Source organism: Cohnella hashimotonis (genome assembly GCF_030014955.1).
In the GTDB taxonomy this organism is placed as follows: domain Bacteria; phylum Bacillota; class Bacilli; order Paenibacillales; family Paenibacillaceae; genus Cohnella; species Cohnella hashimotonis.
The window spans coordinates 3,004,238-3,025,829 of record NZ_JAGRPV010000001.1; the positions used below are offsets into that span (position 1 = coordinate 3,004,238).

Below are 21,592 nucleotides of genomic sequence, written 5' to 3' on the forward strand. Positions count from 1 at the left end.
ACGCTCATGCGTACTTCTCGATCTTGGACTTGAGGTCGCGCTTGATAAAGGCGAGCCGCTGACGCACATAAAAGTCGTAGCTGCCCCCGCTTAGCTCGCGGGGGTTCATCGTATTGCCGCTGTCATTGTCAACGATCACGAGACGGCCGCTGTCGTAAAATTTGAAAGTCAGATCTCGTGACGGCCGGGATCCCCTTGAAGGCTCCAAATAGCGGAGGTGTTCGCAGTTCTCCATCCATCATCCCACCTTTGACTGTGATTGGTAGAACGCATGTTCTTGTTTATAGTATACCAAACGTTTGTTCGTATGGAAAGCCGTTCCGTAAAGAATTACACTAGAAAAAAGGCAGGAATGATAGTCAGGGGGCAATCGGACGGGAATGATACATATCATCGGTCTCACGCGCAAGCTGCCGACAGGCAAAAAGGTACTCGACGGCATCCATGGACATCTGGAACCGGGCAAGCTCTATGCGGTCGTAGGCGCGAGCGGCAGCGGCAAGTCGATGCTGCTGCGCTGCCTCGGCCTTAAGGAGCCCTGGACAAGCGGGGAGCTTCGTATTGACGGCAAGGACGCGATTGCCGGCGGCGCCTTCGCCAGATTTCGTCTGAAGCGAAAAATCGCTTATCTGGAGCAAAAGGCGCTCATGTACGAAAAAAAGACGGCGCTTAAAAACGTTATTATCGGCGCGGTCGGTCAGGTATCCTGGTTCCGCCGGATGACGGGCATGGTGAGAAGCGACGACTACATGGACGCGATGGAGACGCTGGAAAACGTGGGCTTGATCGACAGGGCGCACCAGCCGGCGGAGAAGCTGAGCGGCGGCGAACGGCAGCGCGTGGCGATCGCGCGGGCGATCGCGCACGGCGCCGAGGTGCTGCTGGCGGACGAGCCTGTTACCGGACTTGATCCTCATTCGCAGGAGAGCATCATGGCCATGCTGAAGCAGCAGGCAAAAGACAAGAACATGATCATCGTGGTCGCGCTGCATCGGCTGGAACTGGCCGAGAAGTTCGCGGACGAGATCTGGGGCCTTCATGACGGGCGGGCCGTGCTGACCGTCCGGGGAAGACGGCTCACAGGCGCGGAGAAAAACCAGATTTCCTAAAGCCGCCGCCCTTCCCGGGGACCGTCCGTCATGCAGCGCGCTGCGATTAAGGTTGAAGCGGCGCTTCCGATGGTCCTTCCGGCGCCTTTGCCGGGCGGATTTGGGAGCGCTCTTTTCGGCTCTTCCATGCGCTTTCTTTTCTCCGTTTCGACGTGGTCATCGATAATCATCTCCAATCCGGGGCGTCGAAGGCCCACTGATTTAGCATGGCAAGGACGATTGTCCCTTATCCATCCCCTGACGCATCGGGCGCGTAGGGGCGAGGTATTACGGGCGAGGGCGTATGGGCGAAAAAGCTACTCCAAATCCCAAATCGAGGAGGTTCGAGCGATGTCGAATTTAACGGCGCCGCACATAGCGCCAGGCAGCGTCTACCCGTTGTTGTCTGTGAACGTAGGGGCGGCGAGTGAGGGACGGTTCAAAGGCAAAATTGCGAAGTCCGGCATCAATAAAGAACGCGCGCCGAGCGCCGTCGACGTCCATTTTGAAGGACTGTCGGGAGACGAGCAGGCGGATACCGTCAATCACGGAGGCCCGGACAAGGCGGTGTGCGCCTACCCGTACCGTCATTATGCATTTTGGGAAGAGAGGCTTGGCAGGTCGCTCGAATTCGGCGCATTCGGCGAGAACTTCACGATCGACGAAATCGACGAATCCCAAGTTTGCATCGGCGACGTATTCAAAATCGGCGAAGTGACGCTTCAGATCAGCCAGCCGCGCGTGCCCTGCTGGAAGCTGGCGATGAAGTGGGGCGTGGACGATCTGCCGGCAATGGTACGCGATACGGGGAAAACCGGATTTTATTTCCGCGTGCTGTCGCCGGGCGCAGTCGAACCGGGCAAGCTCTTCCTTGTATCGCGCGACTTTGGCGGCGTCACGGTAGAAGAAGCGAACAGGGTCATGCATCGGGGAAAAGAGGACCGGGAAGGCATGCAACGACTGCTCGCGGTCGATGCGCTCGCGGACAGCTGGAGGGAGACGCTCACGGCAAGGCTGTCGCGTCTTGCGCAGTCCCGATGACGGGCAAGTACGCGGGACGCACGGTCATCGTAACGGGCGCCGCCGGCGGTATCGGGCGCCATCTGTCGCGGGCTTACGCCGAAGCTGGCGCTTCAGTCGCGCTTAGCGACATGCCCGGCACGGACGGCGAGGCGCTGGCAGCGCAGCTGGCGGGAGAGGGGCTCGCTGCGCTGTTTATCGCGGCCGATCTGTCCGAAGCCGCGGCGGCAGCGCGCATCGTAGAGCAAGCCATGGATTGGACGGGGCGCGTCGACGTCCTCGTGCACAATGCCGGCATCGGCATCTGGAAGTCGCCGCTCGAGCTGACGCTCGTGGAGTGGGACCGCGTCATGAACATCAATCTGCGCGGCGCCTTTCTGTGCGGACGCGAAGCGGCCAAAGCGATGAAGCATACGGGGGGCGGGGCCATCGTCAACATCGCATCGACGCGCGCGCTGCAATCCGAGCCGAACTCGGAAGCGTACGCGGCATCCAAGGGCGGCATTCTGGCTTTGACGCATGCGCTGGCTCTCTCGCTCGGTCCGGACGGCATCGCGGTGAATGCGGTCAGCCCGGGATGGATCGAGACGGGGGACTATGCCGCTTTGCGGCCGGTCGATCACGATCAGCATCCGTCCGGGCGAGTGGGCAAGCCGTCGGACGTGGTCAGGGCCTGCTTCTATTTAACGGACCCCGGGGGCGGCTTCGTTACCGGAACGAATCTTGTCGTGGACGGCGGCATGACCCGCAAAATGATTTACGAGCCGTAAGGTACGCCTGCAATCCATTTGGAGAAAATCTTTAATGGCCTTAATGGTTCGCGGTATAAATCGCTTGTAAACGAGACGACGGTTTCCCGCTCAGGAATGACGAACAGAAATTGACCGCCGTAGCCCATGGCATAATAGATGTGCGGCTTCAAAGGCTCGCTTCCGCCGCCTGTGAACGTCCACCAGTGATAGCCGTACGAACCGAGCCAATCGTAGGTGTGATGCCTGGCGACGGTGGACTCCGCGATCCAGGCCTCAGGCACGATGCGACGGCCGGCCCATCTGCCGCGCGCCAGCATAAGCAGGCCGAGCTTGAACAGGTCTTCGCCGCGGAGAGCGAGGCCGAAGCCGCCGATCGACACGCCTTGCGGGTCCGCGTGCCACTGCCATTCCAAGATGCCGAGCGGTCCGAACAGATGCCGGGCGGCGTACGCTTCGGCCGTCATGCCGGACTCCCGCTGCAAGACGAGGCTAAGCAGATGCGAGCATCCCGAATTGTAAGACATTTCTACGCCTGGCCTCGTCGCCGTCCGTCTGTCCAGAATGAAGCCGACCCAGTCGTCCGATTCGCACATCGGATTGGGTCGACCGCCCCAGGCGCCCCACTCCGGCCAGTCTATGCCGGCTGTCATCGACAGCAAATGATGAAGCCGGATTCGCCCGAGCGAAGCGGAGATGCGCGGCAGACAGCCGGCGAGCGGCGTATGGAGCGACGGGAATTCGCCTCGTTCGAGCGCGATGCCGACGAGAAGCGAGAGCACGCTTTTCGTCACCGAGTTGACCTTGTGCAGCCGCTCCGCCGAACGGGCGTTGCGCGCGTAATCGAGCGTTTGCGCGTCGGGGCCGCCGCCGATCCGGACACGGCATGTGTCGATCTTGCAGGCTTCGGCGGCGCGCTGCAGTCCTTCGAGATCGGCCGTCTTGCGTCCCGTCGTCGTCAACGTCATTCTGCACGCCTCCTTATGTCGGCCTATTATACCCGTCTCCGGCATGTCTGAAGCGAATTTATGATATAATGTACAGCAATGCGCTGAAGGTTTTTCTGCCGCTACTAGGGGGGACTGGCTACAATGGAAAGGCGTTTTGTCATCGAGGCGGTCATGATCGCCATATATGGTCAGCTGCTTCTGCCGAAACGGCCTGTGGAATACCGGATTCCGTATTCGACAGTGATGGAATTGTACGATATGAAGGATAGCGACGAGCCCGTCATGCCCGACCCGGACGACGACCGACACGTCAAAGGCAAGATCGGGGAGATGATCGCCTACTTCGAAGATCCGTTCAATAAAAAGAAACTCGAGCGCTCGCTGCTCGCGCCTTGGCGGGAGAGCCCGCCGCTGCCGATCAACGATATGGTTACCCTTGTCGTGGTCAACGCGGCCGAGAACATGCAGTACGGCGAACTGCTCGACCCGATCGAGACGGAGATCGTGCTGACGTCGCTAAGAGTGCAGAGTCCGATTCTGACCGACCACATCGAATTCCAGGACAAGGTCGTTCAGAACGCGATCCCGGTCCAGGTGTTCGATATCGACGATTACGAATTCGCTGTGGAGGAAGATTCAGCTCCGACCGAATTCAACCCTTGAGAGCTGCCGGCTTCCGCCGGCGGCTCTCGTTGTTGTCCGGGCGACCATTATGATAGAATGAGGGCGTTCCCAACATCTTCAAGGAGGCTCATGCGATGCTCGTGACGACTACGCCCAATGTGGAAGGATACAGAATTACGTCCTATTACGGAATGGTGAACGGAGAGACGATCATGGGCGCGAACATTTTCCGAGACTTCATGGCCTCGATCACCGACGTCGTCGGCGGCAGGTCAGGCTCCTATGAGAACAAGCTGAAGCAGGCGAGAGACATCGCCGTGTCCGAAATGGTCGAACAGGCCAAGCGGATGGGCGCCAATGCCATCGTCGGAGTCGACGTGGATTACGAGGTCGTGCGGGAAGGCATGCTCATGGTAGCGGTCAGCGGAACGGCGGTTACCGTCGAAGCTTAATCGTCACCGATGGAATATTAGCGAATCTTCTTCTATGAATTCTATGAAGTGGGAGGAATGCAGCATGCTATATCGCAAGTTGGGATCGACCGATCTAAAAATATCCGCGGTAGGCGTCGGTACCTGGCAGTTCGGCGACGAGTGGGGCAGGAGCTACGATCAGCGCGAGGCGGACGCCATTCTAGGCAGGGCCGCCGAGCTCGGCATCAATCTGATCGATACCGCCGAGTGCTATGGCGACCACCTGTCCGAGTCGCTGATCGGTCCGGCGATCCGGGGACGCCGCTCCGATTGGGTGCTCGCCACCAAGTTCGGACATCATTTTCACGGTCCGTTCGAGCGCACCGACGCATTCGATCCGCAGGACGTCGTGCGCCAGCTGGAAGCTTCCCTGAAGGCGCTGCAGACCGATTATATCGATCTCTATCAATTCCACTCCGGTCCTGATGCCGAGTTCGATACGGACGGTCTCTGGGATGTTCTGGGCCGGCAGGTCGAAGCGGGCAAGATCAGGCATCTGGGCATATCGATCGGATCCAACCGCAACGTCTATCAGACGTCCAAGGCGACGGAGGTCGGCGCGCAGGCGATCCAGGTGGTGTACAATCGGCTCGATCGCGCGCCGGAGGAGGAAGTATTCCCGTCCTGCAAGGCGCAGAGTCTAGGCGTGCTTGCCCGGGTGCCGCTTGCGAGCGGCTTTCTTAGCGGGAAGTACAAGCCGGGCGCCACGTTCCCGAGCGACGACGTTCGCTCGCGGCGCGAACGCGAGGATGCCGACCGGCTGCTGCGCGAAGCGGAGGAGATCAAGCGCACGGAGGTGCCGGAGGGCGTCGACATGGCGTCCTGGGCGCTGGCCTGGTGCCTGCGGCATCCGGCCGTGACCGCCGTCATTCCGGGCTGCAAGGACGTCGCGCAGGTCGAGGCGAACGCGGCGGCGGTCGCATTAGTCGCGGCGGGGCATCCGCAGGACGCTTGATCGGGCCATTGTTCGGCAACGTTCGGGTTGTTGGCGAATAGAAGCGGCGCCTTCAAGCAAATACTGGGGGGAAACCCAAGAAGGCGGTGCCCCCTATGTGCCAAAGATTTTCGCTAGCCGCGGATTTGCCCGAAATTACCCAGCGATACCGGATCGATCAGGTCGTCGGCTCCTACAGGCCCAGGTACAATGTCGCACCGACGCAATACGCCGCCGTCATCGTCGAGGAGCAGCGCGAACGCAAGCTCGAGTCGCTGCGCTGGGGCCTCATGCCTTATTGGTCCCGCGATGCCGTCAATGCGGACGGCCCCGGCATCGGCGACCGGCCGATCTTCAAGCGCATGACGAACAAGCAGCGCTGCGTTATCCCCGTTAGCGGCTTTTACGGCTGGGAGACGAAGGGCAGAGCCCGTCAGCCGATTCATTTCGTTCTTAAAGGGCGAGGAACGTTCGCCGTCCCCGGGTTTTACGAGGTGTGGCCGCGCGTCGAAGGCGGCGATATTCGCGCGTATACGATGCTGACGACGCTTCCCAACGAGATGGTCGGTCCGTATTCGGACCGGATGCCGGCCATTCTGGACGATGAAGGCATCGACGAATGGCTCAATGAGACGAATACGGAATATCGCGGCGTGCTGGGCACCATTCGCGGGATCTCGGCGGATGAGATGATGATGTACCCGGTCGGGGCTTACGTGAACGAGCGGGAGCGCGAGACGCCGGAATGCGTCGAGCCGATCCGCAACTTCTACTCCGCGATTCGGGAGTAGCATAACGAACGTGCCAGAAGGCCCTCCGCGCAGTCGCGTCGGAGGGTCGATTCATGTTACAGGGGAGATGACGCGATGTGCGCGAATCAGACGAAAGATAACGGCGATCAGCCCATACTAGTGTACGTACTGTCAGGCTATCTCGGAAGCGGCAAGACGACCGTGCTGCAAAAGCTGCTCAAAGGCGCCAAGGCGCGAGGCTGGAAGGCGGCGGTGCTTATGAACGAAGCGGGCGACGTCAATCTCGACGGCGAGCTGCTGGCAAAGGACGTGCCCATGGCGGAGCTGCTCGGCGGCTGCATCTGCTGCTCCGTCAAAAACGATCTGGGCCTCTCTCTGCTGCAGCTGGCCCGTGAGCATCGTCCGGACGTCATCTGGATCGAGTCCACCGGCGTGGCGCAGCCGCTTGAGATGATGGATGCCGTGACGGAGGTATCGATGTATGCGAAGCTGGAGCTGCGGGGACTGATCACCGTCGTCGACGCCAGACATTTGCTCGATCGGCTGCGGCTCGGCGCCGGCAAGACGCTGCGACTGATGCGGGAGCAGATTCGAGGCGCGGCGCTGCTTCTGCTGAGCAAGACGGATCTCGTGGGCCGCGGGGAGGCGGAGGAGGTGCGCGCGCAGCTGCGCGAATGGAATCCGTCCGCCGCGATCGAGGATGCGCTGAAGGGGGAGACCGGCACGGATCTGATCACGCTGCTGCCGGGAGCCGTCGACATTGACGTCCGTAATCACTATCATGATCGGCATGGACACAATCACGACCGCCAAGGTCACGATCACGGCGCTCCACGATTGCACGACCATGTTCACGTGCTTACGCATTATCCGTCCGGCCCGTTTTCGAGCGAAAATTTCGAGCGCTTCCTGCGCGAGCTGCCGGCATCGGTGTACCGCGCGAAGGGGATCGTTACGTTTACGGATACGGCCGCGCGCTACTTGTTCCAGTTCGCCTACCGGGAATCCGACTTCATGCCGGTCGCGTCCCGTAACCCGGCGCCCGACGTGATCGTTCTGATCGGCGAAGACTTCAGCGCGTCGGACCTGCGCGAACGGCTTGTCGGCCTGGGAACGGGAACGGATTAGCGCGTTTGCCGCTGCACATAAACCGGACCGGCACAGGGAAACTTAAGCCGGAAAGGGAGGCTGCGGCAAATGAGGGGATTCGAAGCAGGCCGCCTGTCGGTCATCACGAGTTTGATCTTATCCGTCGGATTGGTCAATCATGTCATTATACTTCCGATTGTGCTCGGGACGGCCGGCAGAGACGCATGGATATCCGTTCTGCTGGCCGGCGCCCTGATGCTGATCCTGCTCCTGCCGCTGGCCGCGGTGCTTCGCGATCTGGGACTGCAGCCATTTTCCGCATGGCTGAAGGAAAAGGGCGGAGCCTTCTCGCGGGGGCTCATCTTAACTGTCGTCGTCGTCTACTTGCTGCTGGAGGCGATCATTACGACCGTTGACATGCTGACCTGGACCAACAGCACCTATCTGTCTGAGACGCCGCCGATCGTCACCGCCACGGTTTTCGTGCTCCTCTGCGTCGCTGCCGTACTGGTCGGCATGCAGGCGATCGTCTATATGTCTTGTATCGCTCTCCCGGTCGTTACGGCTCTGGGCATCTTCGTCGCGTCCGGCAATTCGGATCGCAAGGACTATTCCCAACTGCTTCCCCTGATGGAACACGGGGTGGAACCGGTATTAAGGGGGGCCGTCGTATCCTGCAGCGGGCTGACGGAAATGATATTGTTCATACTGCTGCAAATGTACGCCAACAAGCCTTTTCGCCCGATTCATCTGTATGCCACCGGCCTGTTCGTCATTGTACTGTCCGTCGGCCCGACCATAGCCGCCATTTGCGAATTCGGTGTGTTCGAGTCCAGCAGCATGCGTTTTCCCGCTTTTTCGCAGTGGCGCATATTGAGTGTCGGCCGCTATATCGAGCATCTCGATTTTTTTGCCATCTACCAATGGATTAGCGGGGCGCTCATTCGCATCTCGCTTGCGCTTAGTCTCCTGCTCGAGCTGTCCGGCATTCAAAAGCGCAAGGGAAAATTGATCGCCTTGATTTTCATCGGAGTCGCAATGATCGGGCTGACCGTCTATCCGTTCGGGGACAACAATCAATATATTTTCTATAAGGCGATCCGGCCGATTGTCTTTGCGGTGCAGATCGGCCTTCTGTTCTACGTATGGTTGCTGGCGCTTCGCAAGCGCGGAGGGAGGGGCGAGCTGAATGCAAACCGGGCTTGAATGGCTGGACGACGAGATCGCCGGCTGCGCGGATGTGAACGTCGAAAAGCTGTCGGCCGGAAATCGGCAGGCCTCGCTCGTATCGGCGACGGGCATGATCGACAATGTCATTTATAAAGACCGGTTGCTGCCCTCCTTGGACGAATGGCTGGAGGGAAAGAACCTTACCGAAGGCTTTCCCGGCGCGTTTGCGTTGGCCGCATCGAACGACGAAGAGCGTGCGCATGTCCTGGCGCGGCTGTTCTCCGGCAGCGTGCTGATCGTGAGCGACGGGAGGATGCTCGCCTATCCGATCCCCCGCCAGTCGGAACGCTCGCCTGAAGAATCGTCTTCCGAGATTTCGGTCAAAGGGCCGCGCGACGGCTTCGTCGAGAGCTTGCCTATTAACCGTACGCTGGTGCGCAAGCGATTGAAGTCTTCGGATTTGAAGATCGAGTCGTTCTGCGTAGGTACGGACAGCCAGACGGAGATCAACCTGCTCTATCTGAAATCGGCCGCAAGCCGCTCGCTCGTCGAAGAAGCGCGCAAAAGAATCGGGAGGCTGTCGCCCGATATCGTGGTCGGCTCCGGGCAAGTCGAAGAAATGCTGTCCGACAGGTCGCGGGCGCTTTTTCCCCTCGTCAACTATACCGGCCGGCCGGATTATATCGTCGAATGCTTGGGACTCGGTCGCGTTGCCATCATCGTGGACGGCCTCCCGCTCGTGTATACGGCGCCGACCAATATGTTCGAGCTGCTCAAGTCTCCGGAGGACATTCACAACTCGTATTATTTCGTAACGATGGAGAGGCTGCTTCGCTTGCTAGGCCTGCTCATTACGCTCACCCTGCCCGGATTCTGGGTGGCGGTATCAACGTTTAACATCGACCAGATTCCGTTCCCGCTCATGGCGACGATCGTCGTCTCGCGAATCGGCCTGCCGATGTCGACCGCGATCGAGATGTTTCTCATGCTGTTCATGTTCGAGCTGTTTCGCGAAGCGGGCGTTCGTCTGCCGAGGGCCGTAGGGCAGACCGTCGCGGTCGTGGGCGGCATTATCATCGGGGACGCGGCGATCCGGGCGGGGCTTACTTCGCCTACGATGCTGGTCGTCAGCGCCGTGACGTACGTCACCTCGTTCATGCTCGTCAATCAGACGTTGCTCGGGACCGTCAACCTGCTTCGTTTTGTCGTGCTAATATTTTCGACTGGTCTCGGCATGTTCGGATTTTTTATCGGCGTGTTCTCGATATTGCTGTACATGGTGTCGCTTCGTTCATTCGGAGAACCATACTTGAAACCGGCAGCCCCGTACGAGGCGCGGCGCGCGCGCGGCGCCTTCCTCAAATTCCCGTATACGGATCGAAGGAGCAAGGGGAGCCCCAAACGCGGTGGATCGGGGGGGTGAGTGCGATGCATGCGGCGATGCGAATTCTGGCGCTAGCCATTATGGTCGTCGTCCTGACGGCGTGCTGGGATCAGCGCTCGATTCAGGAGACCAGCTATGTTACAAGCCTGGGAATCGATTATGACGAAAAGGAAGAGCTTTATTCCATATACGGGACGCTCATCACGATGTCCGACGTCGCCAAAACAGAAGGAGCCAGCGGCAAGGCGTTCCCCTCCTACATCGGGCATGGTAAAGGCGAGTCCCCTCAGCTTGCGCTTAAGGCCTTGTATCGAAGCACACAGCTTCGGCCGTCTCTCGATCATCTCATGACAATCGTCGTCAAGGAAAACGCGCTGACGCGAATTCCCGACATTTTGGACAGCTTCAACAGAAGCCGAACCGTGCGTTACAATATTTCTATGGCCGCGACGACCGAGCCGCTCGACGAACTGCTGGCATCCGATACCTTTTTTAATTCGCCGATGTACACGTTTTTGTACACCCGACGCGTTCGCGGTCCCGCTGTGCCCGCTGTTCAGATGATGAATCTGCAAGCGTTCATTCGCCAATTTTACGAGAAAAGCCATACGACCCTGCTGCCGGTTCTTAAACTGGACCGTTCCAGCTGGAAGCAAGGGGGAAAATCGAAAAAATATATATATTTCGATGGCGCGCATGCGATCGTCGGCCAAAAACAGCATGAGGAGCTGGGAGAGCCGCTCGTACAGGGCGTGAAATGGTTCCATTCGGATCAAAAGGGTGCGTTTTTGGAGGTCAGAGACGACGAAGGCAAATTCGTGGCCATCTTCGCGGTGACGACAGGCAAGGGGCGTTTGACCTATAATCGCCACAGCGGTAAAGATGGGGCCTTCAAGGCCGTCGTTTCCGTAAAAGCTTATATTTATGAGCTGCATGACAAGGCGGTCGAGGTACAGCTGGAAGCTTGGGCGGAAAATGGCATACGGGAAAAGCTCCAGCAATCTTTAGCCACGGGGCGCGCGCGTCGAATCGATCTGATCGGACTGGAGGACGAACTGTACCGCCACCATCTGGCGGCGTGGAAAAAGCTGAAGAAGACCGGAATCGAAGTAACGTCGCTTCCGATCGATGTCGTCGTAGACGTCAAGGTGACCAATTCGGGGAAGCATAAGCTTTAAACGAAGAGCGGCTTGCGAAGAAACAAGAAAAGCCGTCCCTTGAGAAGGGACGGCTTGAAGGAACGATGCGCGACTAGAGGACGCGGCGGGCAGTCGTATAGTGATTCTTCCACCAGCCCGAATTGATGCTCGAAATCGTGACGCCAGGGCTGCCGTAAGTATGCAGCACCTTGCCGCCGCCGATGTAAATGCCGACATGGTGGATCGGGGAGTAGAAAAATACGAGATCGCCCGGCTTCAGGTTAGCCTTGGATACGTACTTGCCTGATTTGGATTGCGCCTTGGACTCCCGAGGCAGAGATACGCCGTATTTACGGTACAGAAATTGGGTAAACGAAGAGCAGTCGAAGGAGCTGGTAACACCTGTTTTTGCGCCGAACTTATATCGAACGCCCATGTATTTTTTGCCGAGGGCGATGATGCTGGATGCTTTGGAGCTGGCCGTGACGGTCGCTTCCGCCGCGCTGACCGGCTTCGCCGGCAGAGCCGTTGCTGCGCCTCCGAAAAGAACGGTTGCTGCGACGACCGACGCCATCAATTTCTTAAAGCTATTGGTTGTTGCCATGGATGCGATTCCCCCAATGTTGTTGTAGTCGTGATGTGCTTGCTGCTAGAATCAATATATCAGATTGAAACTTCCCTTCATTTCCCTCTAAGCGGCGGAATGCTTGCTGCGCGGCGGTTTGCGCGATTATATGAAAAACAACTAAGAAAATATTAATTCTGGACAACTGGACAAATGCCTAAAGTACGCTATTTTTGCAAAATTGGATTTGAAACCGTTAAAATGGGGCAATAAGCCGCGGCACAGCCGCGCGAAGGCCCGACACAAAGGAGACTCGGCATGAACGTAACCATTCGCGAGGCGGCAATGACGAAGGACGAGGTTAACGGATATGTAGGAAAAGTCGTGTTTGAGGTCGAAGGACACGAGGCGGCTTACGAAATGGCGCTGCAAAGCGACAAGGGCAAAGAGTGGAGTTATTCGCTGTTTTTCGCGGGCAAATCCGGCAGCGAAGAGCAGATCGACGCGGTGGACGCAGAGATCGATTCCAACGACGAGCTTTACGAGCGGCTGGTGGATGCGGCTATCGACGCGTTGGAATAGAAGAATCTCCTATTATTTTACTTGGCTAACGATTTAGGATATATTATAGGGCAGAGCGGTACATGAAGCTTGCATACGATCCCTATAAAAGACATCGGTCCCTTCCCGTCCGGGAAGAGACCGATTTTTGTCATTGGCCTTGGCCGAAGCCGTCAATCGCACAATCCGAGTTACTTGACGATGAGAACCGGTACCTTGGCATGCTGCATGACGTTGTGACTGACGCTGCCGAGCACGAACTCGCGGATGCCGCCGAGGCCGCGGCTGCCGAGCACGATGAGGTCGGCGCCGTTATCGCCGGCATAATCGAGGATCGTATTCGCAGGATCGCCGTCGATCAGCTTGAACGTCGCATTGATCGTACCGGGCACGAGCGTCTTCGCTTCTTCAAGCACCTTGAAGGAGTGGTCCATGTATTGCTGGGACCAGTCCGCCGGCAGCGTGACCATGAAGTCGCCGTTGTTGACGAGCGGTACCTGGTAGACATGGAGTACCGTAAGCGCCGCCCCGCTGCTCTCCGCGAGCGCGGAGGCATGGGAGATGGCCTTGCGCGACAGGTTCGAACCGTCGAATGCGACCACAATGTTTTTGTAGCTCATCGAAATAGCCTCCTCGCCGATCTATGTAACTTGCATGTGCCATGTATCTTCCTCTATTTAACCACACTTAATCTGACGTAATCAATTTGAAGGGAGCTTCGATTCGTGTCAGAAGATAAACGATTCCGTGAAGAAACGGTGAAGCTGGAACATACGAAGACTTCGATCCGCGAGCAAATCGCCGGCATCGGGCCCCGGTATACCGGCAACGATTATACCGAGCAGACGCTCGACGCCATCCGGCAGGAGCGCAAGCTCCGTCTAACGACGTCCGAAAAAGAGCCATACTTCGGCAGGCTCGACTTCAGGGAAGAAGGCAAGAGCGAGCCATTGCCGCTGTATATCGGCAAATCGGGCGTCGGCGAAGAAAACGGTCACCGTCTGCTTGTCGTGGATTGGCGGGCGCCGGTATCAAGCTTGTTCTACGCCTTCTCGGGCGGCAATCCGGAGGTTGCCTACGATTCCCCGGAAGGTGCCGTGTCCGGCACCGTCCATCTGAAGCGCAATTTGCTCGTGCGCGAAGGCGAGCTGCAGCGCGTCGTGGACAGCTACGCCGAAGGCGGCGAGCAGGGCGGCTCGGCAGGCGACGAATTTCTGCTCCACAAGCTCGGCGAGAGCAAGGACAACAAGCTCCGCGATATCGTTTCGACGATCCAGCAGGAGCAGGACGCGATCATCCGAACCGAGAAAAACAAAGCCGTTTTTATCCAGGGCGTAGCGGGAAGCGGCAAGACGACGGTTGCGCTGCACCGGCTCGCTTACTTGCTGTACCGATACCAGGACCGCGTACGCGCCGACCGCATGATGATCCTTGCGCCGAGCCAAATGTTTTTGAATTATATTTCTGGCGTGCTGCCGGAGCTTGGCGTCGGAGATATCGGCCAGCAGACATTCGAGGACTGGGCGCTCGAGCAGATCGGCGAGGACCTGCGGCTGCGGGATCCGGCGGAGGAGCTGGCCCGCTGGTTCGAGGGAGACGCATCGGCAGGCAGCCGTGCGGATGCGCCAGCCAAGCGCAAGGGCAGCCTCGCCTTTCTGGCCGAGATCGACGAAGCGATCGAAGAGCTGGCGCGGACGATGGTACCGGAAGAGCCTTTTACCCCGGACGACCGGCGGATGCTGACGGCGGAGCAGGTTCGCGCCTGGTTCGCGGAGGAAAATCCGCTGGATCCGATCATGAAAAAGCGGGAACGGGTGCTTAACCGGATCAAGCGCTGGATGGAGATCGAGCTTGGCAAAGCCAAGTGGAGCGACGCCGAGGTGCGCAAAAAGGCGAACGCCCGCTGGAAGGCTTACGCCGGCAAGCTGCCGCTCCATACCGCTTCTTCCTTTTATAAGGCCGGCGGCTGGCATACAGACGATGGTCGCGGCGAGGCCCGAGGCGCCAAGCAAGCCGGGGCAGCGTCTAAAGCGAAAAGCAAAGGCAAGGCGGCCGCCGTTTTCGCCAGAGAAGATCTGGCTGCGCTTGTGCACATCCACCTGAAGCTGCTCGGGCCGGCGGCTCCGGCTTACGATCATATCGTGATCGACGAGGCGCAGGATTATTCGCCCGCGCAGCTGCAGGTGCTCAGGCAGCACCAGCGAATCACCTCGATGACCGTGCTCGGCGATCTGCAGCAAGGTATCCACGATTATGCGGGCATTACCGACTGGGAGGAGCTGAGGCGCTTATTTCCCGGAGAAGAGACATCGTATTACGAGCTCGACCGGAGCTATCGATCGACGCTCGAGATCATCGAATTCGCCAACCGTATCCTGAAGGGAATGGGCGGCGGCGTCAAGCCGGCGCGGCCCGTCTTTCGCAGCGGCCAGCCGGTGGAAGTAGAGCGGACCGCGCAAGCGCCGGACACCGCTGCGATCGCTGCGATCGTCGAAGGCTGGCGGCAAGAGCCGGAGCTTCAGAGCATCGCGGTGCTGGGCCGGACGGCGGCAGCCTGCGCGCGCATTTATAGCGAGCTGACCGCACGGGGCATCCGGTCTTCCCTGCTCGAGGCGAAGCATCAGAATTACGAAGGCGGAATTACGGTTGCGCCGGTGTATTTGTCCAAAGGCCTCGAGTTCGACGCCGTCTTGATTCCGGATGCGGACGCGGCGGACTACAAGCCGGAGGACGCCAAGCTGCTTTACGTCGGATGCACGCGCGCGCTTCACAGACTCAAGCTGTTGTATGCGCACTCGCCGACTCCGCTCATTGCACAGCCTGATCCCGAGTCGGAGGAGGCGGCACGATGAGAAGAGGAGGCCTTAGAGCTGTCGTTTCATTTACGCTGATTATCGCCGCATACCTCGGACTGAACTTTTTTATCGGCTGGAACGCGCAAACTTGGCTGAACAGCTGGCTGCCCGGGTTTCCCGTTTGGGCGCTTTGGACGCTGCTCGCCCTGGCCGCGCTGGGCTATCTGATCGGGCGTTTTCGTTTTCTGCCCAAGCCGGCGGGCCGCGGGCTCAAAGTGTTCGGCGCATATTATATCGGATTGTTCGAGTACGCCGTCCTGGTGCTGCCGTTCGCGGATCTGGCGGTTTGGCTGTTCTGGGCGGGGGGATCGGATTATAAGAATACGGTAGAAACGATCGGCGTCATCGTCTCCGTACTGCTCCTGCTATTGTTCGCCTGGGGAACCTGGAACGCCTGGACGCCGATCGTACGCAAATACGAGCTGAGCGTGGCGAAGGACGCCGGAGGCCGGAGAAGATTGGATATCGTGCTCGTGAGCGACCTGCATCTGGGCAACATCGTCGGCAACCGGCATTTGGACCGACTGCTTCCGCGGGTCGAACAGTTGAAGCCCGACCTGATCCTGCTTGCCGGCGACGTGCTCGACGACGTCATCGAGCCGTTCGTTCGCAACCGGATGTCCGAGCGTCTCGGCCGGCTCTCCGCGCCGCTCGGCGTATATGCCGTGCTCGGCAATCACGAATATTACGGGCGGCACATCGACGAGTACGTCGGTCGCATGGCGGCGCTCGGCATCCCTGTGCTTCGCGACGAGCGGTCGACGCCGGATGGTGTCATCCATGTCGTAGGGCGCAAGGACAAGACGGCGGAGTCGATGGATCCGGAGGGCCGCAAGCCGGTGGCGGAGCTGCTTCAAGGCCTCGACCCGAAGCTGCCGATCGTCCTTATGGACCATCAACCTTACGGATATGCGGCTGCAGCGGAAGCTGGCGTAGATATTCTCGTTTCCGGCCACACGCACCGAGGACAATTCGCGCCGAACCACTGGGTCACGCGCCGTCTGTTCGAGCTCGATTGGGGCTATTTGCGAAAAGGAAAGATGCATGCCGTCGTCTCGTCCGGCTTCGGTACCTGGGGACCGCCGGTCCGGCTCGCAAGCCGCAGCGAGATCGTGCATTTGTCCGTTACCTTCAGCGGAGGAGCATGATATGAAATGGAGTGTCCGTATTGTCAGGCCGAGATCGAGCTTGCCGCAGGGAGATGCCCGAGCTGCAAGCGCAAGCTGTACGAGGTGACCGAGGCGGATTTTGAAGAAGCGGCGCCTGATCGCGCAGCACCGGAAGGCGATGAATCTGCTGATTCTTCGGACAACGGAGCGCCTGCGGGGATGAGCGAGGTCGCGGCGATGCTCGAAGACCGCTTCGTCTGTCGCAGGTGCGGCAATAACGGAGGGGTAGCCAAGCAGGTGGCGATGACCGGCACGGGACTCAGCAAGCTATGGGACATTCAGCATCATCACTACCTGTTTGTCTCCTGCGAGCGTTGCGGCGCGGTCGAGATTTACGATCCGGAAATGCTGCTCGGCCGCAAACCGGGCAGTCTCGGGACCGCGCTCGATTTGCTTTTCGGCCGCTAAGCGGAAGGCAGGGACTGGGGCTGTTCGAAGGCAGGGTTTTGGTTTAAAATGTGAACCAAGCATCTTTTTCCCTCATTGATCCAATCGATCCGAAGGAGCCTGACCATGTTACGTAAGTTTTTGCTGTTGTTAGGGGCGCTGATGCTGCTCCTCCCGTCTGTCGGCGCCGCTGCCAATTGGGACACGCCGTTCGTCGTTTATTACGACAATTTGTACAAGATTACGGAGGAAGCCGTTCCTGCCGACAGGCTGGGCATGAAGCTGGGGAAGATCTCCGCTTATGCCGAGACCGAAGGCGCTTACAAGGGGAACTTCTCCAATGCGCTGCCCAAGGGCACCGAGTTTAAGGGCATTCTGGGCATCGACGTGCAGGACGCGATCGCCGTCGATTCGGGACACGGCTCCTACGTCAAAGCCGTCTATCAGGAGTCGTACGCGGACAGCAAGCTGAGCGGCACGAGAGAGGCGCTCGAACGGCTAGACTGGCTGTGGTCGCTTCTGATCGCGGCGGCCGCGGTTGCAGCGGGCACCATATGGTGGCGCAAGACGAGGCGCAGCACAGGGCAGGGCCGTTGATTGTCTGGATCAACGGCGCCTTCGGAGCAGGCAAGACGACGGCGGCGTACGAACTGCACCGGAGGCTGCCCGGCTCGCTTGTCTTCGATCCGGAGGAGGCCGGCTTTTACATCCGCGCGAGGCTGCCGAAGCATCTTCATGGCGACGACTTCCAGGACTACCCGATGTGGCGGTCGATCAATCGCGAGATGCTGGCCTATCTGGCAGAGAACCATCCGGGGCCGATCATCGTGCCGATGACGGTCGTCAGCGAGCGCTACATGGACGAGCTGGTCGGCGCGCTGCGCAGCTCGGGCGTCAGGGTCGACCATTACGCACTGACCGCATCGCGACAGACGCTGCTGCGTCGGCTTCGAAGCAGGTGGGAGAGCGAGCGGTCCTGGGCGGCACAGCAGATTGACCGATGTCTGGCTGGTTTAGCAGGCGAGACATTCGACGTCCATATCCAGACGGACGGCATGAACGCAAGCGAGGTCGTCGCCCGCATCGCCGAGCTGTCCGGACTCGCGCTGACGCCGGATCGCCGCGGTCCGCTGAAGCGGGGCTGGGACCGATTGCGGACGAAGGCGGGGCATATTCGATTTGGGCGGTAGCATACGGCACGGCAAACAGGCGTCGCGGACATTTCCGCGTCGCCTGTTTGTGTTAGGGATCGGTAGGAGCGTTCCGCAGACCGAGGGGAGGAAGCTCTGCAAGGAGCTACATGGCGAGACTGCGCGACCAAGTGATGCGAAGTAGTCCTATATGGAGCTACAGGACGAGACTGCGCGACTCACTGAGGCGAAGTAGTCCTATATGGAACTACATGGCGAGACTGCGCGACTCACTGAGGCGAAGAAGTTCTATATGGAGCCACATAGTGAAATTGCGCGACCTGCCGATGCGAAATAGTCCTATATGGAACTTCATAGCGGGACTGCGCGACCAATTGAGAAGAAAGTCTACATAGCAATACATGGCGAGTCCCGGCCTTCCATCGGCTGATTAGGCGATTTAGCGATCCAAAGCTGCAGCGGGCGGAAGGCAAGCCCTCCCGAGTCCGGCGCGTCCTCCATCCCTCGGCATCGCACTCGGCATCGCACTCGACATCGCACTTGGCATCGCGTTATCGCGTCATAGTTGGCGCACCGAGCGCCTCACGATCAGCTCCGCTGGCAGCACGATCTTGCGCCAGCCCGGGGCCTGCTCGTCGCGCGACTGGATCCGGTCGAGCAGCATTTGCATGCCGAGATACCCGAATTGATAGGCCTGCTGCGAGATCACCGTCAGAAACGGGTCCATCTCGGCATAAGAGGCCAGCTCGTCGAAGCAGACCAGCGACGCATCCTCGGGCACGCGCAGCCCGCGGGACCGTAGCGCGCGCATCAGCTCGACGGCCAGCACGTTGTTGCCGGCGACAAACGCGGTAGGGAGGGGCCGCATGCGGTCCAGCCACGCCTCGATGACCGTCAGGTCGCTGCGCGGCCCGAAGCTCGTCTCCAGCACGAGTGCTTCGTCATACGTGAGGTCGTTGAGCTTAAGCGCTTCGCGATAGCCCTCGAGCCGCTCCCGGGCGCTTGAGATCGTGCGCGAGCCGTTGATGAGCGCGATCCGGCGATGGCCGCCGCCGACGAGCTGCTTGACCAGCTGGCGCGCGCCTTCCTTGCTGTCGCCGAGCACCACGTCGCTGTCCATGCCCGGCACTTCGCGGTCGAGCAATACGAACGGCACGCGGTGTCGCCTCAGCATCTCCAGATGCGGGAGAGATGCGTCCCCGGCAGGGGCCAGCAGCACGCCGTCGGCCCTTGTCTTCAGGACGGCGTCGATATAGTCGTTTTCCTTCTCCAGGTCCTCGTCCGTATTGCCGAACAGCAGCCGGTAGCCGTGCTTTTTAGCCGCATCCTCGGCACCGCGCGCAAGCGTCGTGTAAAAAGGATTCGTAATATCGGTGATCATGAGAAATAGCAGCCGCGTCTCCTGAAGCACGAGACTGCGCGCCATCTGGTTCGGGACGTAGCCGAGCTCGTCCATGACGCGCTTCACTTTTGTCCGCGTTTTCTCACTGATACGTCCTGCGTTATTGATAACTCGAGACACCGTCATTGCCGAGACGCCGGCTTTTTCCGCGATATCGTAGATGGTGACCATGCGTGTCCAATCCTTTCATAAAGCCGCCATATGCTTAATATCTATCTTACAAAAGTCATGGATTGACAGCAAGACGTTTCGTTGTTAATTTAGAGTTATCGGTAACATATTAATCGCTTTCAAGGAGGCATCATTTATGACTGATCATGCTTACAGGTTCCGGAGCGGATTTCCCAAGATCGGCATCCGTCCGACGATCGACGGCCGCCGCAAGGGCGTGCGCGAATCGCTCGAAGACCAGACGATGAATATGGCCAAGGCCGTGGCGGAGCTGCTCAGCAGCAGTCTGCGGTACCCGAACGGCGAGCCGGTCGAGTGCGTGATCTCCGACACTTGTATCGGCGGCGTTGCCGAAGCGGCCGCATCGGCGGACAAGTTCGCCAAGGCCGGCGTGGGCGTATCTCTCACCGTCACGCCTTGCTGGTGCTACGGCACCGAGACGATGGACATGGACCCGACGCTGCCGAAGGCGGTATGGGGCTTCAACGGAACGGAGCGTCCGGGCGCCGTTTATCTGGCCGCCGTATTGTCCGGCTATGCGCAAAAGGGACTGCCGGCGTTCGGCATTTATGGCGAACAGGTACAAGATTCCGGCGACACAAACGTGCCGGAGGACGTTCGCGAGAAGCTGATCGGTTTTGCGCGCGCGGGACTTGCGGTTGCGATCATGCGCGGCAAATCGTACTTGTCGATGGGCTCTGTGTCCATGGGCATCGCGGGCTCGATCGTCAACGATGGACTGCTTCAGGAGTATCTCGGCATGCGCACGGAGTACGTCGATATGTCCGAGTTCGTGCGCCGCATTGAAGAAGAGATCTACGATCCGGCCGAGTTCGAGAAAGCGCTCGCTTGGGTGAAGGAGAACTGCAAGGAGGGTCCGGACAACAATCCGGAGCGCCTGCAGAAGAGCCGCGCGGACAAGGATAAGGATTGGGAGACTGTCGTCAAGATGACGCAGATCGCCCGCGACCTGATGATCGGCAATCCGCGCCTCGCCGAGCTCGGCTTCGGCGAAGAAGCGATGGGCCACAACGCGATCGTTTCCGGCTTCCAAGGGCAGCGCGCGTGGACCGATCATTTCCCGAACGGAGACTTTTTGGAGACGATTCTGAACTCCTCGTTCGACTGGAACGGCATCCGTTCGCCTTATATCGTAGCGACGGAGAACGACAGCTTGAACGGCATTCCGATGCTGATGGGCTATCTGCTCAGCAACACCGCGCAAATTTTCGCCGACGTGCGGACGTATTGGGGACCCGATTCGGTGGAGAGAGTTACCGGTCACAAATTGTCTGGCGCGGCCGCGGGCGGACTGCTGCATCTGATCAACTCCGGATCCGCAACGATGGACGGCACGGGGGAACAATCGATCGACGGCAAGCCTGCGATGAAGCCGTTCTGGGACATCTCCGCCGAGGAAGCGCAAAAATGTCTCGACGCGACGAGCTGGCGCCCGGCGTCCGCGGAATACTTCCGTGGGGGCGGCTATTCGTCCGACTTCCTGACGCAAGGCGGCATGCCGATGACGATGTCCCGCCTGAATTACGTCAAGGGCATCGGCCCGACGCTGCAGATCGCCGAAGGCTATTCGGTCGAGCTGCCGCCGGAAGTGCATGACGCGCTCGACAAGCGTACCGACCCGACCTGGCCGACGACCTGGTTCGCGCCGATCGTGACGGGCAAGGGCGCGTTCCGTACCGTTTACGACGTCATGGACAACTGGGGCGCGAACCACGGCTCGATCAGCTTCGGCCATATCGGCGCAGACCTGATCACGCTCGCTTCGATGCTTCGCATTCCGGTCAGCATGCACAACGTCGCCGAGGAGCGCGTCTTCCGTCCCCGCGCATGGGGCCTGTTCGGCACAGATGGCATCGAAGGCGCAGACTTCAGAGCTTGCGCGAACTTCGGTCCGCTGTACAAATAAAAGGCAGTCAGGCGAAGCCGTCCGCTCCGGGC

Annotated in this window: 23 protein-coding genes; 18 read left to right on the plus strand and 5 right to left on the minus strand. The window is 59.4% G+C overall.

The features are described from left to right. Positions 1-4: 4 nt before the first annotated feature. The gene (locus tag KB449_RS12055; protein ID WP_282908607.1) at positions 5-139 is read right to left on the minus strand and encodes a hypothetical protein; all 135 of its coding nucleotides are present in this window, start codon (positions 137-139) and stop codon (positions 5-7) included. A gap of 241 nt (positions 140-380) precedes the next feature. Here KB449_RS12055 and KB449_RS12060 point away from each other — a divergent pair, with 241 nt between their 5' ends. From KB449_RS12060 to KB449_RS12070, 3 genes are all read left to right on the plus strand, one after another. Continuing rightward, complete coding sequence (locus tag KB449_RS12060) at positions 381-1,109, plus strand: phosphonate ABC transporter ATP-binding protein (RefSeq protein WP_282908608.1); 729 nt, start codon at positions 381-383, stop codon at positions 1,107-1,109. A gap of 330 nt (positions 1,110-1,439) precedes the next feature. Further along, positions 1,440-2,129, plus strand: coding sequence for an MOSC domain-containing protein (locus tag KB449_RS12065; RefSeq protein WP_282908609.1), 690 nt, complete (start codon positions 1,440-1,442; stop codon positions 2,127-2,129). Continuing rightward, positions 2,126-2,878 carry an SDR family NAD(P)-dependent oxidoreductase gene (locus KB449_RS12070; protein WP_282908610.1) on the plus strand — a complete coding sequence of 251 codons (753 nt, stop codon included), beginning with the start codon at positions 2,126-2,128 and terminating at the stop codon, positions 2,876-2,878. The genes KB449_RS12065 and KB449_RS12070 overlap by 4 nt, the downstream gene beginning before the upstream one ends. Here KB449_RS12070 and KB449_RS12075 read toward each other — a convergent pair. Beyond that, positions 2,866-3,825 carry a serine hydrolase domain-containing protein gene (locus KB449_RS12075; RefSeq protein WP_282908611.1) on the minus strand — a complete coding sequence of 320 codons (960 nt, stop codon included), beginning with the start codon at positions 3,823-3,825 and terminating at the stop codon, positions 2,866-2,868. The genes KB449_RS12070 and KB449_RS12075 overlap by 13 nt on opposite strands. A 123-nt stretch (positions 3,826-3,948) precedes the next feature. Between KB449_RS12075 and KB449_RS12080 the strand changes: the two genes are divergently transcribed. The 8 genes from KB449_RS12080 (at position 3,949) to KB449_RS12115 (ending at position 11,411) form a co-directional block, all read left to right on the plus strand. Next, on the plus strand, positions 3,949-4,470 hold the full coding sequence (locus KB449_RS12080) for an ADP-heptose synthase (RefSeq protein ID WP_282908612.1): 522 nt from the start codon (positions 3,949-3,951) through the stop codon (positions 4,468-4,470). Between the two features lie 95 nt (positions 4,471-4,565). Continuing rightward, on the plus strand, positions 4,566-4,883 hold the full coding sequence (locus KB449_RS12085) for a YbjQ family protein (protein ID WP_282908613.1): 318 nt from the start codon (positions 4,566-4,568) through the stop codon (positions 4,881-4,883). Positions 4,884-4,947: 64 nt separating this feature from the next. Then, complete coding sequence (locus tag KB449_RS12090) at positions 4,948-5,859, plus strand: aldo/keto reductase (protein WP_282908614.1); 912 nt, start codon at positions 4,948-4,950, stop codon at positions 5,857-5,859. A gap of 95 nt (positions 5,860-5,954) precedes the next feature. Then, positions 5,955-6,629: an SOS response-associated peptidase gene (locus tag KB449_RS12095; protein WP_282908615.1), complete on the plus strand. Its 675-nt coding sequence runs from the start codon at positions 5,955-5,957 to the stop codon at positions 6,627-6,629. Positions 6,630-6,704: 75 nt separating this feature from the next. Next, entirely contained in the window at positions 6,705-7,718 is a 1,014-nt protein-coding gene (locus KB449_RS12100; RefSeq protein ID WP_282908616.1) for a CobW family GTP-binding protein, read from the plus strand. A gap of 69 nt (positions 7,719-7,787) precedes the next feature. Next, a complete protein-coding gene (locus KB449_RS12105) occupies positions 7,788-8,885 on the plus strand; it encodes an endospore germination permease (protein WP_282908617.1) in 1,098 nt (365 codons plus the stop codon). Further along, positions 8,869-10,272 (plus strand): spore germination protein, encoded by a 1,404-nt coding sequence (locus tag KB449_RS12110; protein WP_282908618.1) that lies wholly within the window; start codon positions 8,869-8,871, stop codon positions 10,270-10,272. Before KB449_RS12105 ends, KB449_RS12110 begins: the two co-directional genes overlap by 17 nt. Before the next feature lie 5 nt (positions 10,273-10,277). Continuing rightward, complete coding sequence (locus KB449_RS12115) at positions 10,278-11,411, plus strand: Ger(x)C family spore germination protein (RefSeq protein ID WP_282908619.1); 1,134 nt, start codon at positions 10,278-10,280, stop codon at positions 11,409-11,411. Positions 11,412-11,484: 73 nt separating this feature from the next. On the opposite strand, the gene KB449_RS12120 is transcribed toward KB449_RS12115, so the two are convergent. Next, complete coding sequence (locus KB449_RS12120) at positions 11,485-11,976, minus strand: C40 family peptidase (protein ID WP_282908620.1); 492 nt, start codon at positions 11,974-11,976, stop codon at positions 11,485-11,487. Positions 11,977-12,255: 279 nt separating this feature from the next. Between KB449_RS12120 and KB449_RS12125 the strand changes: the two genes are divergently transcribed. After that, positions 12,256-12,519, plus strand: coding sequence for a hypothetical protein (locus tag KB449_RS12125; protein ID WP_282908621.1), 264 nt, complete (start codon positions 12,256-12,258; stop codon positions 12,517-12,519). 170 nt (positions 12,520-12,689) lie between these two features. Here KB449_RS12125 and KB449_RS12130 read toward each other — a convergent pair whose 3' ends face one another. Next, positions 12,690-13,118: a universal stress protein gene (locus tag KB449_RS12130; protein ID WP_282908622.1), complete on the minus strand. Its 429-nt coding sequence runs from the start codon at positions 13,116-13,118 to the stop codon at positions 12,690-12,692. Between the two features lie 105 nt (positions 13,119-13,223). On the opposite strand from KB449_RS12130, the gene KB449_RS12135 reads away from it, so the two are divergent. From KB449_RS12135 to KB449_RS12155, 5 genes are all read left to right on the plus strand, one after another. Further along, complete coding sequence (locus KB449_RS12135; protein WP_282908623.1) at positions 13,224-15,350, plus strand: HelD family protein; 2,127 nt, start codon at positions 13,224-13,226, stop codon at positions 15,348-15,350. Continuing rightward, positions 15,347-16,501 (plus strand): metallophosphoesterase, encoded by a 1,155-nt coding sequence (locus tag KB449_RS12140; protein WP_282908624.1) that lies wholly within the window; start codon positions 15,347-15,349, stop codon positions 16,499-16,501. The genes KB449_RS12135 and KB449_RS12140 overlap by 4 nt, the downstream gene beginning before the upstream one ends. Positions 16,502-16,507: 6 nt before the next feature. Beyond that, positions 16,508-16,930 carry a zinc ribbon domain-containing protein gene (locus tag KB449_RS36475; protein WP_350356219.1) on the plus strand — a complete coding sequence of 141 codons (423 nt, stop codon included), beginning with the start codon at positions 16,508-16,510 and terminating at the stop codon, positions 16,928-16,930. A gap of 105 nt (positions 16,931-17,035) precedes the next feature. Beyond that, positions 17,036-17,506: a hypothetical protein gene (locus KB449_RS12150; protein ID WP_282908625.1), complete on the plus strand. Its 471-nt coding sequence runs from the start codon at positions 17,036-17,038 to the stop codon at positions 17,504-17,506. Next, positions 17,464-18,099 (plus strand): AAA family ATPase, encoded by a 636-nt coding sequence (locus KB449_RS12155; protein ID WP_282908626.1) that lies wholly within the window; start codon positions 17,464-17,466, stop codon positions 18,097-18,099. The genes KB449_RS12150 and KB449_RS12155 overlap by 43 nt, the downstream gene beginning before the upstream one ends. A gap of 520 nt (positions 18,100-18,619) precedes the next feature. Here KB449_RS12155 and KB449_RS12160 read toward each other — a convergent pair. Beyond that, a complete protein-coding gene (locus KB449_RS12160) occupies positions 18,620-19,633 on the minus strand; it encodes a LacI family DNA-binding transcriptional regulator (protein WP_282908627.1) in 1,014 nt (337 codons plus the stop codon). Between the two features lie 136 nt (positions 19,634-19,769). Between KB449_RS12160 and KB449_RS12165 the strand changes: the two genes are divergently transcribed. Next, positions 19,770-21,560, plus strand: a complete 1,791-nt coding sequence (locus KB449_RS12165) for an L-fucose isomerase (protein ID WP_282908628.1) — start codon at positions 19,770-19,772, stop codon at positions 21,558-21,560. Positions 21,561-21,592 lie beyond the last annotated feature (32 nt).